This is a genomic window from Neorhizobium descurainiae (genome assembly GCF_051400715.1).
In the GTDB taxonomy this organism is placed as follows: domain Bacteria; phylum Pseudomonadota; class Alphaproteobacteria; order Rhizobiales; family Rhizobiaceae; genus Neorhizobium.
In genome coordinates this window covers 45,270-58,051 of the sequence record NZ_JBLFFK010000005.1, presented here as the reverse complement: position 1 = coordinate 58,051, position 12,782 = coordinate 45,270, and the positions used below count along the sequence as shown (strand labels likewise).

Sequence of the window (12,782 nt, the reverse complement as noted above, 5' to 3'; positions counted from 1 at the left end):
GATTAGCCGCGCCCGGTGACAATCCTCCCGGCAACCCGGTCACATGCGAAGTTGATTTCCGAGCGGTGGCCGAGTTCTCGTGGCGGTCCATCCATCACGAAAAGCGCTCAACCGCTCGACACCGGCTCAGCCTTTTCTTCCGGGATTTGGCGATCGGTCGCATCGCGCACAAAGGCGCCTTGCGCGCGCAACGTCGATTGCAACTCCGCGATATCGACATTCCGCGGCGCCACACCGCGATTTGCCGCGATGCCGGCCGCCGCTCCCGCGGCCTGCCCCGTCAGCCAGCACTGCGGAATTTCCCGCATGAAGCCGTGGCTGTTCGCATCGCAGGAGATGTGACGCCCGGCAGCCAGCAATCCGTTCAGCCTGGCCGGCACGAGCGCCCCGTAAGGCACGGAAAGCACCGGAAATTTCGGCGAGACCGAGGGGCTGACGCCGACTTCGTCTGGCTGGACCATGCCGCTTCCCCACTGGCCGCGCTCGATCCGCCCGGCGCCCGCAAGACGTCTCGTATGTCGAACGCCGAGCTGCGGCGCGCTCAGGAGCATGTAAGCGTCCTTGAAGCCCGGCGCGTGCTTGCGGAAGAATTCGCAATGGGCCTGCATGAACCGATGCGAACGGATTTCGACTTCGGTCATGTCGTCCACGTTGAGCGCCGAAAGGCCCGATTGCCGCGGTCCCAGGAAGAGCGCGATGTCGTTACGCCAGGAGACGTATGGCGTCTGGAAGAAGCCGAGCTGCTCGCGCCCCATAGCATTGAAGTCCGCAAAGGCCTGCTCCTCCGTCCCCCGGAAGGTCAGCCATGTCTCCATGTCCACACCGCCCAGCATGAAGCCGGTATTCATGGAGTGATGGACGTCGCCTTCCTCGATATCGGCCTCGAAGCCTGCTCCGGCGCGGGCAAAGATGTCGCCGTCGCCGGTGCAGTCCACCACGACCTTGGCCATGATCCCCTGGCGGCCCTCCTTGCTTTCGAAGATGACGCCCTGGACGGCGCCGTCCCGGACCACCGGCGCCGCCGCGAAGGAGTGGAACACGATCCTGACGCCTGCCTCGATCAGCATTTCCTGCGAGGTCAGTTTCAGCCTCTCGGGGTCTATGGTGGGCGCCCAGGTGACGATGCCGTGGAAGGCGGATGTGCGCAACCGCCAGTATTTCGCAAGGTCCGGATCGCGCATGCCCCAAAGCGTCCTGTCCGGTCCGGCTATGCCATCCGGCGGAAGGCGGCCGATCACCTCCTCGGCGAAGCCGCGGATGACCTGGCGCCCGTCCCAGTCGGTCATCCGGTCGATCCAGATCACCACGCCTCCCGTGGAAAGCCCGCCGAGATGATTGTAGCGCTCCAGGACCACGACCTCCGCCCCCGTTCGCGCAGCGGCGAGCGCTGCGGCGGTTCCGGATGGTCCCCCGCCAACGACCAGCACATCGCAGCGATGATAGACCGGAATGTCGCGCGCCTCTTCCCGGAGAACCCCCTCGCCGTTGCGACGGGGGAAGACATGCTGCCCCAGTTCAAAAATATCGGAGCTCAGGAAGCGGTTCTCGGTCTGGCGTATCTCCTTCACCGATACGTTCTGCTCATTCATGGCATCCTCCCTCATCTCTCCCAGCCCGACGGGCGAAGCGAGGATTTAGCCAAGGAAAAGGGGCCCCGAAAAGACATCAATAAGCCCATAGAGCTTTCTCGAATCACGATAGATGACGAAGCTCCGCAGCATCGACATCAGCTCCGAGATTTTCATGAGGCGAGCCTTGCGCGCATCGACGCAAGCAAGATCGTGACAGAGAAATGACTAGCAAAGGGCTTAGCGGAGCCTCTTTCATCATGACGTTTCTACGTACTTCCTAGCGGTAGCACGAAGGCGTTCAGCATATTCATAAATCTTGTCTAGGCTATCGACGATCAGCCGCTCTTCCTCTTCACCGTCGAACAGACCAATATACTTCACGGATCGATTGAACCAAAGGCGAGCCAGAGGCTTGCGGTTATTGTTGTCGACAAGAATGCCGCAATAAGATTTCTGGTCCCGCATCACAATACGCTTCGGACTGATCGTATCGCGGACAATAGCCTTTACGATCATGTATCCCTCTCGTTCCTCTTCGGTGGTGATGACGTCCGGCTCCTCTTCCACCGGGGCATCGATCTTCTCAATGACCTCCTCGGTATCCGCGAGCGCACTGGATAGGCGGCTCTTCACAGTATCCATAATAACTTCTCGAAACGCCGCCCTGACAACACCGGTGAACATCTCCCGAACCTGGGAGGTCATCCGCCCCTCGTAGACTCCTGCCGATGCCATTCTGACGAACTCTTCTGAGGGCTCCTCGATGAGCTTCGAAATTACCTGTTTTACGCCCGATGTGTATTTCAGCCGTTCAGCAGTGGCCAAGATAGCGGAGACGTCAAAGGCGCCCTTCTCGAACTTTCGTAGCTCCGCGACAATGCCGGCATTAAAATCGGTGACATCAAAAACCAGGAAAGGCCGCGTATCGAGCTTATTGGGCGCCTCAAGGTCGGTATAAAAATTGAACGTCCGACCATTTGTGAGAATGGCAAACTTTGCGTTCGTCACACTGAAATAACGGTAAAGCTGGTCGAGATGCTTCTTATCGAGTGCAACCGAAATAGGCTTGCATTCGATAAGGATGCGAATGTCATTGTCGATCTTAATCGCATAGTCGACTTTCTCGCCTTTCTTCCCTACCGCATCTGCAGTGAACTCCGGCACCACCTCGGTCGGATCAAAGACGTCGTAGCCCAGCGAGCGAAGAAATGGGAGAACGACAGCCGTCTTGACCGCTTCCTCTGTTGCCATCGTGCTGGAATGTGATTTTACGCGCTCCGCGATAGCGCGGAGGCTCTCTTCAACTGTGCTCATGATTCCCCTTACTCGTTATTCGCGAAAGGTGGCTGAACTGCTACCTGCCGTCAAGATGGTCGGAAGCGCCTGACATGGAGCACCCTCAGCAAGAAATTTCGGGATTCCCACCCCATCCCGTCCTTGAGAATTGGTGGAAGGAGTGGAAGCTGGTGCGCCCAACCGATCCCCCACCTGTGGGGGTGAGAGGCGGTCGGCGGAGCCGAGCAATCGATCAAGTGAATCGATTGCAGCCTCGAACGCTGGCAGAGGGGGGCGGAAACGGCACGCCCTTCCAAGGCAACCGCCTCAACTCCGCAAGCCCGGCGCCTCATAGCCGGTGCGCTCGACATATTCGGTATAGCCGCCGTCATAGCGATGGATGCCGCCGGGCGTCAGTTCGAGCACGCGGTTGGAAAGCTCACTCAAGAAATGCCGGTCGTGGCTGACGAAGAGCATGGTGCCCTCGTATTCGGAAAGCGCCCTGATCAGCATTTCCTTGGTGTCGAGGTCGAGGTGGTTGGTCGGCTCGTCGAGGACCAGGAAATTCGGCGGATCGAAGAGCATCGCCGCCATGACGAGGCGGGCCTTCTCGCCGCCCGACAGCACCCGGCACCTCTTCTCGACATCGTCGCCGGAAAAGCCGAAGCAGCCGGCGAGCGTGCGCAGCGCCCCCTGCCCCGCCCGCGGGAACTCCGCCTCCAGCCATTCGAAGACGGTGAGGTCGCCGTCGAGCAGGTCCATGGCGTGCTGGGCGAAATAGCCCATCTTGACGCTGGCGCCGATCGTCACGCTGCCCGCGTCCGGCTCGGTCGCACCCGCCACCAGCTTCAGGAGCGTCGACTTGCCGGCGCCGTTGATGCCCATGATGCACCAGCGCTCCTTGCGGCGGATCATGAAGTCGAGCCCTTCATAGATCGGGCGGCTGCCGTATTTCTTGTGGACGCCCCTCAAGTTCACCACGTCCTCGCCGGACCGCGGCGCCGGCTGGAATTCGAACGCCACCGACTGGCGGCGGCGCGGCGGCTCGACGCGTTCGATCTTGTCGAGCTTTTTCACCCGGCTCTGGACCTGAGCGGCATGGCTGGCGCGCGCCTTGAACCGCTCGATGAACCTGATCTCCTTGGCGAGCATGGCCTGCTGGCGCTCGAACTGCGCCTGCTGCTGTTTCTCGTTCTGCGCCCGCTGCTGTTCGTAGAAGCCGTAGTCGCCGGAATAGGTGGTGAGCGATCCGGCATCGATCTCGATTATCTTGTTGACGATGCGGTTCATGAACTCGCGGTCGTGCGATGTCATCAGAAGCGCGCCGTCATACCCCTTGAGGAAGCCTTCCAGCCAGATCAGGCTTTCGAGGTCGAGGTGGTTCGACGGCTCGTCGAGCAGCATGACGTCGGGGCGCATCAGCAGGATACGGGCGAGCGCCACGCGCATCTTCCAACCGCCGGAGAGCTTGCCGACATCGCCGTCCATCATCTCCTGCGTGAAGCTGAGCCCCGCCAGCACCTCGCGGGCGCGGCCTTCGAGCCCGTAACCGTCGAGCTCCTCGTAGCGCGCCTGCACCTCGCCGTACCGCTCGATGATCCACTCCATCTCGTCCATGCGATCGGGGTCGATCATCGCCGCTTCGAGTTCGCGCAGCTCCGCCGCGACTTCGCTCACGGGTCCCGCGCCATCCATCACCTCCGTGACGGCGCTCACGCCTGCCATCTCGCCGACATCCTGGTTGAAATAGCCGATCGTGACGTTCTTTTCGGTGGCGACCTGGCCTTCGTCCGGCTGCTCCTCGCCGGTGATCATCCGGAAGAGCGTCGTCTTGCCGGCGCCGTTCGGGCCGACGAGGCCGATCTTCTCGCCGCGATTCAGCGCCGCCGAGGCCTCGATGTAGAGAATGCGGTGGCTGTTCGACTTGCTGATGTTTTCGATGCGGATCATGGGCGGGAGGTTTCGGAGGTGTTGGGACAACAAAAAAGCCGGATCGTCGCCGACCCGGCTTTTCTATCTCTTGAGCGTGAAGCTTATTCGGCGCTCTCGTCAGCGGCCTTCTTCTTCGGCGCAGCCTTCTTCTTGGGAGCGGCAGCTTCTTCGCCTTCACCGGCGTCGGCAGCCTCTGCCTTGGCGGCAGCCTTCTTCGGAGCGGCCTTCTTCTTGGCCGGCTTCTCGGCGGCTTCCGCGCCGTCTTCGTCTTCGGCCATCAGCTCTTCCTTGCTCACGGTCTTATCGGTGACCTTGATTTCGGAAAGCAGCTTGTCGACGACCTTCTCCTCGAAGATCGGCGCGCGCAGCGAAGCGGAAGCGCCCGGCGTGTTGCGGAAGAAATCGAGGATTTCCTTCTGCTGGCCCGGGAACTGCTGGAGCTGCGCATAAAGCGCGCGCTGCATCTCTTCCTCGGTCACTTCGACGCCGGCCTTCTCGCCGATCTCGGAGAGAACGAGGCCGAGGCGGACGCGGCGCTCGGCGAGCTTGCGGTAGTCGGCGCGGGCGTCTTCCTCGGTCGTGCCTTCATCCTCGAAGGTCTTGCCGGACTGCTGGAGATCGGTGTTGATCTGGCGCCAGATGTTCTCGAACTCCGCGTCCACCAGGCCCTGCGGGGTGTCGAACTGGTACATCTCGTCGAGCTGGTCGAGGATCTGACGCTTGACCTTCTGGCGGGTGACGTTGCCGTACTGGCTTTCGATCTGCCCGCGAACGATCTCCTTCAGGCGATCGACGGATTCGATACCCAGCTTCGTGGCAAGCTCGTCGTTGATCTCGAGAGCGGCAGGAGCTGCGACGTCCTTGACGGTGATGTCGAAGGTGGCTTCCTTGCCGGCGAGGTTGGCGGCCGGATAATCGGCCGGGAAGGTCACGGTGATCTGCTTTTCGTCACCGGCCTTGACGCCGACGAGCTGGTCTTCGAAGCCCGGGATGAAACGGCCGGAGCCGAGAACCAGTTCGGCGTCTTCGGCAGTGCCGCCGTCGAAGGCTTCGCCATCGACCTTGCCGAGATAGTTCATGGTGACGCGGTCGCCCTCGGCGGCCTTGCCCTTCTTGGTCTCGTAGGTGCGGGCGCTTTCGGCAATCTTCTCGATCTGCTCGTTGACTTCGTCTTCCGAGACTTCGACGACTTCGCGCACGACGGAAATGTTGTCGGTCGGCTTCAGGTCGATCTGCGGGATCACCTCATAGGAGAGCGTGAACTCGAAATCGGCCTGGGCGTTCAGGATCTTCTCGGCCTCGGCCTCATCCTCGGTCATCGCGATCGACGGCTGGGTCGCCGACTTCTCGCCGCGTTCGGACAGGATCTGGCCCGGACGCTCGCGAACGATCTCGTTGACCAGGTCGGCCATCATGGACTTGCCGTACATCTTCTTCAGATGCGCAACCGGCACCTTGCCCGGACGGAAGCCGTTGATGCGGACCTTGTCCTTGGCATCGGCGAGGCGCACGTTGAGCTGCGCTTCCATATCCTGCTTCGGGATAACGACCTTGATTTCGCGCTTCAGCCCTTCAGCGAGCGTTTCGGTAACCTGCATTTTCATACCTTCATATCGTGGCGGCGGTGCTCAGACAGCCGTTGGTTTCAATGAGCACATCGCCGGAACTTTTCAGAGACCGGCCGCGGCTTCAAGGAGCGCCGATCCCTCAAACCGAAACCGGCTCGGACCGCACTCCCGGCGGTTCTGGTGCGGGTAGAGAGACTTGAACTCCCACGCCTTGCGGCACCAGAACCTAAATCTGGCGTGTCTACCAATTTCACCATACCCGCGCCCCAACCGCGTCGAAAATCCTCGTGGCCAGAGGCCTTCCGGAGCGCGCGTCTCTATATCACCCGTTTCAGCGCACGCAAAGGAAAAATGACGCTTTTTCGGCACTTCACAGAAACCGCGAGAGATGCCGATTATCCGGCAGGATCGGGTCGCGCCACGGGCTTCCGGACCCATTTAGCGTTTTATTAAATACTGATGCATACACTGTCATCGGCTGGGCGACGGAAGCCATGCAAGAACCGCATGTCATCCATTCATATATTGCACTGCACAATGGCCCGGCAATTTCATAGTATGCAGTCACAGGGATTGATCGGAACGGTTTCCGATCTCTCTGGTTCGGGCGGGATGGCGACCGCACGGAAACGAAATGCCCTCGAGAGCTTCTCGAGAGCAGGAATTCGGGCCGCGCACTCCTCCTCCCAGCGAAGGCCCGATGGGACTGGCGATCCTCCTCCTCCCAAGTCGCCGGTCATTACAAATGACGCCCACCGGACCTCCTCCCCCGGTGGGCGTTATTTTGTTCTGCAACGTTCGACCGCTCACAAATCTGCCTAGCATTTGCCCACCTTTGGCATGGTAAACGATCTCGTAATGCGCCAAGCGCATAGGTGGCATGACGAAAGGGCGCTTTTTCTTTTCGCAGCGCAGCATATATTCAAGCTCATGAGATTGAAGTCAGCGCCGCAGGGGCTGCTGGCAGGACCTAAAGGGACAAGATCATGAACATCGCAAAGAAGCTCACCACCTGGCGCAAGTACCGTGAAACCGTCACCGAACTCGGCCGCATGACCGACCGCGAACTCAGCGACCTCGGCATCGGCCGCGCGGACATCCGCCGCGTCGCTCGCACGGCTGTCGGCTACTAAGCCATTCAAATACAGATATAATGACCTCCAGAAACGCCTCCCTCGGGAGGCGTTTTCTTTTGTTTGCATAAAGCTTCACATTTAAAAGCTGCCGATTTTTCAGGCTCAGCTGCAAAATTCATCAACCTCCTGCACATTTGCATGGCAGTCGCATATTTATTGCACTGCACTTTTTTATTATGCGGCTGTATAAGACGGCCATCGCTGATGACGACAGAGCATCAGGACAAATTGTTGAGGAAACAACCATGAACCCGATCCGTATCGCTAAGAATTGGATCAGCTACCGCCGCACGATGAACGAGCTCGGCAACCTTTCCAACCAGGCTCTCAACGACATCGGTCTGACCCGCTACGACATCCGCAACATCGCGGCCCGCTCCTTCCGTTAATCCGCTCGCGAGCGGACCGCGCGGCAAGAAGCCGCTGCAATCGGCAGGATGAGGACATCCAAGGACGTATCAAAGGCACCTTCTCAGGTGCCTTTTTGATTCCGGCGCCTTTTGATTCTGGCCCATTTTTGATTCCGGTTGGGCGAACAGCGTGATAATGAGCCGCCCATGAGCAACAACTCCCTTTCTCCCATCCATGTCGTCGGCGGCGGGCTTGCCGGTTCGGAAGCCGCCTGGCAGATCGCGTCGGCCGGCGTACCGGTGATCCTGCATGAAATGCGCGGCGTGCGCGGCACCGACGCCCACAAGACCGACGGGCTTGCCGAGCTCGTCTGCTCCAACTCCTTCCGGTCCGACGACGCGACGGCGAATGCGGTCGGCGTCATCCACGCGGAGATGCGGCTCGCCGGCTCGCTGATCATGGCGTCGGCCGATCGCAACCAGGTGCCGGCCGGCGGCGCATTGGCCGTCGACCGCGACGGCTTTTCCGACGCCGTTACCAGGGCGATCGAAGAACATCCCCTGATCACCGTGGTGCGCGAGGAAGTCCAGGGCCTGCCGCCGAAGGATTGGGATCTGGCGGTCATCGCCACCGGCCCCCTCACCTCGCCCTCGCTCGCCGCCGCGATCCAGGCCGAGACCGGCAAGGATTCGCTCGCTTTCTTCGACGCGATCGCGCCGATCGTGCATCGTGATTCGATCGACATGAGCATCTGCTGGTATCAGTCGCGCTACGACAAGGTCGGCCCCGGCGGCACCGGCAAGGACTATATCAACTGCCCTATGGACGAAGCGCAGTACAACGCCTTCGTCGACGCGCTGATCGCCGGCGACACGGTGGGCTTCAAGGAATGGGAGGGCACGCCGTATTTCGACGGCTGCCTGCCGATCGAGGTGATGGCGGAGCGTGGCCGCGAGACGTTGAGGCACGGGCCGATGAAGCCGATGGGCCTCACCAACGCCCATAACCCGACGGTCAAGGCCTATGCCGTCGTGCAGCTCCGTCAGGACAACGCGCTCGGCACGCTCTACAACATGGTCGGTTTCCAGACGAAGTTGAAATACGGCGCGCAGGCGGAAATCTTCCGGATGATCCCGGGCCTGCAGAACGCGGAATTCGCCCGGCTCGGCGGCCTGCACCGCAACACCTATATCCATTCGCCGGTCCTGCTCGACAAGACGCTGACGCTCAAGAGCCGGCCGGGCCTGCGTTTCGCCGGCCAGATCACCGGCTGCGAGGGCTATGTGGAAAGCGCCGCGATCGGACTGCTCGCCGGCCGCTTCGCCGCCGCGGAGCGGAAGGGCGAGCCGCTGTCACCGCCTCCGGCCACGACCGCCTTCGGCTCGCTGCTCGGGCATATCACCGGCGGGCATCTCGTTTCGGAAGACGAGCCGGGCAAGCGCTCCTTCCAGCCGATGAACGTCAATTTCGGGCTGTTTCCGGAGCTGGAGCCGGGTTCGATCGTCAAGCCGGAAGGCGTCAAGCGCTTCCGGGGCAAGGACAAGTCGGTGATGAAGCGGCAGCTGCTCGCCGCCCGCGCGCTTCAAGATTGCGCTAGGTGGCTCGGTCGGGAGTGACGTTGCTGGACGAGGTTTGTGCCTTTTCCTCCTCGACTTCGCGATCGGCGACGTTGACGTAGTTGTCGAGCAGCCAGAGGGAGACTTCGGCCGCCTCCTTCTCCGTCGCGAAGACGAAGGTGCCGTTCTGGCTCGGCGCATCCAGGAACTCGACCGCAAAACCTCTGGCATTCGGCAGAGGCATGACGCGTACACGGCCGGGTTCGATCAGATGGCAGGCATAATGGTTGCGATGGCCGCGCATGAAGCCGGCCTTGTTGTCGTGCAGGCGCACGAAGATCGCCTCGCCATCGGCCGTGGCGTGCAGGCTGCGGATCGCCTCCTCAGGAAAGGCGCGGCCGAATTCCAGGATGGCAAGTCCGGTATCGTGACGATTGCCTTCCTGATCCTTGCCGGCCAGGCGGGTGACGTAATAGGCGAGCACCACGAGGAGCCCTAATATGATCGACCAGACGATGACGGGGCTCACACCGCTTCTCCTTTGATGCGCCTGCCTTGCCTGCGCCGTTCTAGCCGACGAGCCTTGCGCGAATTTGGCGTCCGTCAAAAACGGCGGGTGACGGCCGATTTCAGGAGCTTGATCTGGCGCCGCCATTGCGGCGGTTGAAGGGCCGTGTCGAGCACCGCAGCCCCCGCACGCACAGCGCGGCGCAGGACCGGTTCGGCAAGCGCCACCGGCAGGAAGGCCGGGAAGACGGAAGCCGGGACAGAGCCGGTTTTGCGCGCCTTGGCGAGATGTTCGAGCCCGAGCCCCGCAAAGGCCTCGATCGCTGCGGAGATACGCGGCTTGTCCTCCCCCTTGAGAAATGCGTCGCGGTCGAGGCCGGTCGCGGAAAGGATATCGAGCGGCAGGTAGAGCTGGTGGCGGCGACGATGAATCGGCATCAAAAGCAGGAAACCGGCGATCGCCTGCGCCACGCCTGCATGACCGGCCGCCTCGGCGGATTTTGCCGCATCCTCGGCCGATAGAATCAGGCTCGCGAGCTGGATCAGCGCCGAGACCGTCTCGCCTGCATAGCCCTCCAGCGCGTTGCGATCGCTCAGCGGGTCGTCATAGAGATCGAAAATGCGCGCCTCGGTCATGTCGACAAGCGTCTGACGCGGCAGGTGGTGGGTCTCGACCGCGTTCAGCAGGCCGGCCGCGATCGGATTGCCCGAACCGTCGCCACGGGCGTTGCCTTCCAGGAGATCGCGCCACCACTGCAGGCGGATTTCGCCGGGCAGCGGCTCGCGCACCACGTCGCGCACGCGGGCGATCTCGGCATTGAAGGCATAGAGAGCGGCCAGCGCACCGCGCTTTTCCTGCGGCGAGAGCAGGCAGGCAAGATAGCGGTCGCGGTCGGTATCCCTCAGCGTCGCGAGGCAGATGTCATCCGTTTGGGCTTTATCGGGCATGCGTCAGACCGCGATCAATGCGGCCGCGACGGCGCGCGATTCGGCGAGCATGATGTTGAAGGTGCGCACCGCCGCCCCCGTGCTCATCGGATCGGAGGCGATGCCCCTCGCCTTCAACGCCGCCTTCAGGTCGGCCGGGATGGGTTTGAGATTGGCGCCGGTGCCGACCAGCAGCACTTCGATCTCGCCCGCCTCGGCGAGCACCTTGGAAAAGGCCTCGACCGCCAGCGGATCGCCTTCCTGCATGTCCCAGCCATGGATGCCGGAGGGCAGGCAGAGCAGCGAGCCTTTATGCGACATGTCGGCGAAGCGGAAACCGCCATTGCCATAGGCATCGATCGGAGCGCGACCGGGAAAATGGGCTTCGCGGATTTCGATGCCTTTCGCCATGGCCGTACACTCTCTTGAAAAAGTTTCGGGCCGGATGATCCGGCCCTCTTCTGAAAGTTCAACGGGTTCGCGGACAGCGCGTTCCCGTCTTCGTCAGGCTTCGGTCTTGACCGGCTCGCCCTTGACGCGGACTTCTGCGATATAGGCGCGCATGGCGCGGATCTTCACGCCTTCGGCGATTTCGACTTCCAGTTCGGCGTCGTCGACCACCTTCGTCACCTTGCCGGTAATGCCGCCACCCAGCACGACCTGATCGCCGCGGCGGATATTGGAAAGCGTCTCCTGGCGCTTCTTCTGCTGGGCGCGCTGCGGCCGGATCAGGAAGAAATACCAGACCACCATGAGGGGCGCGAAGAGGAAAAGCATTTCGAGGCCGGAGCCGAATGCGGAGGCTCCGGGTGCGGCGCCTTCGGCCTGGGCGAATGCTTCAGTAATGAACATCGACAACTCCTAAGATTAGCGGAGACGTCCGAAGCCCCCGTTTCAAGCCGCCGGAATATAGTTGTGATAGGCCGGAATGCAACAGAAACACGTGCCTCCCGTACCAAATCCACGGCTCTCAGGCTTTTGATACACAAACGAGCGTGTTACCGCACCGGAAAACGGCCCCAGGCAGGCCGAAAGGACCGGAGAAACATCATGAGCGACGAATTCAAAACTCAGATCCTGGCCGAGGTCCGCAGGCTCGCGGACGCGCTGGAACGCCTCGCCGGCCCGCCTCCCGCAGTCAACGACTGGGACGCCGCCGACTGCTTCGTCTGGGTGCCGGTGAACCAGCGCCTCACGCCGGTACCGCGCCCGAACCGCGTGGCGCTGAAGCTCATCCGCGGCGTCGATCACGTCCGCGATATCCTGCACGAGAACACGCAGCGCTTCGCCGAAGGTTTTCCGGCCAACAACGTGCTTCTGTGGGGCGCGCGCGGCATGGGCAAATCATCGCTCGTCAAGGCGGTGCACGAGGATGTGCGCGCCGCGACTGGCGTCTTACTGAAGCTTGTCGAGGTGCATCGCGAGGACATTTCCTCGCTGCCCGACCTCCTCGAAATCCTGAAGGCCTCCGGCCACCGGGTCATCGTCTTCTGCGACGACCTCTCCTTCGACCATGACGACACCGCCTACAAATCGCTGAAGGCGGCGCTCGACGGCGGCATCGAGGGACGGCCGGACAACGTGCTCTTCTACGCCACGTCGAACCGGCGCCACCTCCTGCCGCGCAACATGATCGAGAACGAGCAGTCGACGGCGATCAATCCGTCCGAGGCGGTCGAGGAGAAGGTGTCGCTGTCCGACCGGTTCGGGCTGTGGCTCGGTTTCCACAAGTGCAGCCAGGAGGATTACCTGACGATGATCGACGGTTATGCCGACCACTTCGATCTCGGCCTCGCCAGCGGGATAGATCGGGAGACGCTGCACGCTCAGGCGCTGGAATGGGCGACGACGCGCGGCGGACGCTCTGGCCGCGTCGCCTGGCAATATATCCAGGACCTCGCCGGCAGGCTCAGGAAGCCGCTCGACAAGGACTAGAAATACAAAAAAGCCCGGCAATGC

Annotated in this window: 12 protein-coding genes and 1 tRNA gene; 4 read left to right on the top strand and 9 right to left on the bottom strand. The window is 61.7% G+C overall.

Annotated features, from left to right (window positions below):
• Positions 1–107: 107 nt before the first annotated feature.
• The 5 genes from ACMGE0_RS11230 to ACMGE0_RS11210 form a co-directional block, all read right to left on the bottom strand.
• Positions 108–1,589, bottom strand: coding sequence for an FAD-dependent oxidoreductase (locus ACMGE0_RS11230; protein WP_436815939.1), 1,482 nt, complete (start codon positions 1,587–1,589; stop codon positions 108–110).
• A 237-nt stretch (positions 1,590–1,826) separates the two neighbouring features.
• Positions 1,827–2,885, bottom strand: coding sequence for a type I restriction endonuclease (locus tag ACMGE0_RS11225; protein ID WP_436815938.1), 1,059 nt, complete (start codon positions 2,883–2,885; stop codon positions 1,827–1,829).
• A gap of 288 nt (positions 2,886–3,173) precedes the next feature.
• Complete coding sequence (locus tag ACMGE0_RS11220) at positions 3,174–4,796, bottom strand: ABC-F family ATP-binding cassette domain-containing protein (RefSeq protein ID WP_436815937.1); 1,623 nt, start codon at positions 4,794–4,796, stop codon at positions 3,174–3,176.
• 83 nt (positions 4,797–4,879) lie between these two features.
• Positions 4,880–6,376, bottom strand: coding sequence for a trigger factor (gene tig / locus ACMGE0_RS11215; protein WP_436815936.1), 1,497 nt, complete (start codon positions 6,374–6,376; stop codon positions 4,880–4,882).
• Positions 6,377–6,524: 148 nt separating this feature from the next.
• A tRNA-Leu gene (locus ACMGE0_RS11210) sits at positions 6,525–6,609 on the bottom strand.
• A gap of 723 nt (positions 6,610–7,332) precedes the next feature.
• On the opposite strand from ACMGE0_RS11210, the gene ACMGE0_RS11205 reads away from it, so the two are divergent.
• From ACMGE0_RS11205 to trmFO, 3 genes are all read left to right on the top strand, one after another.
• A complete protein-coding gene (locus ACMGE0_RS11205) occupies positions 7,333–7,479 on the top strand; it encodes a DUF1127 domain-containing protein (protein ID WP_436815935.1) in 147 nt (48 codons plus the stop codon).
• A gap of 248 nt (positions 7,480–7,727) precedes the next feature.
• Positions 7,728–7,871, top strand: coding sequence for a DUF1127 domain-containing protein (locus ACMGE0_RS11200; protein WP_085424168.1), 144 nt, complete (start codon positions 7,728–7,730; stop codon positions 7,869–7,871).
• 168 nt (positions 7,872–8,039) lie between these two features.
• Positions 8,040–9,449 carry a methylenetetrahydrofolate--tRNA-(uracil(54)-C(5))-methyltransferase (FADH(2)-oxidizing) TrmFO gene (gene trmFO, locus ACMGE0_RS11195; protein WP_436815934.1) on the top strand — a complete coding sequence of 470 codons (1,410 nt, stop codon included), beginning with the start codon at positions 8,040–8,042 and terminating at the stop codon, positions 9,447–9,449.
• Here trmFO and ACMGE0_RS11190 read toward each other — a convergent pair.
• The 4 genes from ACMGE0_RS11190 to yajC form a co-directional block, all read right to left on the bottom strand.
• The gene (locus ACMGE0_RS11190; protein ID WP_436815933.1) at positions 9,427–9,918 is read right to left on the bottom strand and encodes a hypothetical protein; all 492 of its coding nucleotides are present in this window, start codon (positions 9,916–9,918) and stop codon (positions 9,427–9,429) included. The two genes, trmFO and ACMGE0_RS11190, sit on opposite strands and share 23 nt — an antisense overlap.
• A gap of 74 nt (positions 9,919–9,992) precedes the next feature.
• Positions 9,993–10,844, bottom strand: coding sequence for a phytoene/squalene synthase family protein (locus ACMGE0_RS11185; protein ID WP_436815932.1), 852 nt, complete (start codon positions 10,842–10,844; stop codon positions 9,993–9,995).
• A gap of 3 nt (positions 10,845–10,847) precedes the next feature.
• Positions 10,848–11,234, bottom strand: a complete 387-nt coding sequence (locus ACMGE0_RS11180; protein ID WP_436815931.1) for an Mth938-like domain-containing protein — start codon at positions 11,232–11,234, stop codon at positions 10,848–10,850.
• 93 nt (positions 11,235–11,327) lie between these two features.
• Positions 11,328–11,675: a preprotein translocase subunit YajC gene (gene yajC, locus ACMGE0_RS11175; protein WP_436815930.1), complete on the bottom strand. Its 348-nt coding sequence runs from the start codon at positions 11,673–11,675 to the stop codon at positions 11,328–11,330.
• Between the two features lie 198 nt (positions 11,676–11,873).
• On the opposite strand from yajC, the gene ACMGE0_RS11170 reads away from it, so the two are divergent.
• Complete coding sequence (locus ACMGE0_RS11170; RefSeq protein ID WP_436815929.1) at positions 11,874–12,758, top strand: ATP-binding protein; 885 nt, start codon at positions 11,874–11,876, stop codon at positions 12,756–12,758.
• Positions 12,759–12,782 lie beyond the last annotated feature (24 nt).

What these genes read in the sequence shown, in the direction of transcription:
- ACMGE0_RS11200 (WP_085424168.1), top strand. Translation starts at nt 7,728, where the DNA reads ATGAACCCGATCCGTATCGCTAAGAATTGGATCAGCTACCGCCGCACG.
- ACMGE0_RS11230 (WP_436815939.1), bottom strand. Translation starts at nt 1,589, where the DNA reads ATGAATGAGCAGAACGTATCGGTGAAGGAGATACGCCAGACCGAGAAC.
- ACMGE0_RS11205 (WP_436815935.1), top strand. Translation starts at nt 7,333, where the DNA reads ATGAACATCGCAAAGAAGCTCACCACCTGGCGCAAGTACCGTGAAACC.
- tig (WP_436815936.1), bottom strand. Translation starts at nt 6,376, where the DNA reads ATGCAGGTTACCGAAACGCTCGCTGAAGGGCTGAAGCGCGAAATCAAG.
- ACMGE0_RS11180 (WP_436815931.1), bottom strand. Translation starts at nt 11,234, where the DNA reads ATGGCGAAAGGCATCGAAATCCGCGAAGCCCATTTTCCCGGTCGCGCT.
- ACMGE0_RS11185 (WP_436815932.1), bottom strand. Translation starts at nt 10,844, where the DNA reads ATGCCCGATAAAGCCCAAACGGATGACATCTGCCTCGCGACGCTGAGG.
- trmFO (WP_436815934.1), top strand. Translation starts at nt 8,040, where the DNA reads ATGAGCAACAACTCCCTTTCTCCCATCCATGTCGTCGGCGGCGGGCTT.
- yajC (WP_436815930.1), bottom strand. Translation starts at nt 11,675, where the DNA reads ATGTTCATTACTGAAGCATTCGCCCAGGCCGAAGGCGCCGCACCCGGA.
- ACMGE0_RS11225 (WP_436815938.1), bottom strand. Translation starts at nt 2,885, where the DNA reads ATGAGCACAGTTGAAGAGAGCCTCCGCGCTATCGCGGAGCGCGTAAAA.
- ACMGE0_RS11220 (WP_436815937.1), bottom strand. Translation starts at nt 4,796, where the DNA reads ATGATCCGCATCGAAAACATCAGCAAGTCGAACAGCCACCGCATTCTC.
- ACMGE0_RS11170 (WP_436815929.1), top strand. Translation starts at nt 11,874, where the DNA reads ATGAGCGACGAATTCAAAACTCAGATCCTGGCCGAGGTCCGCAGGCTC.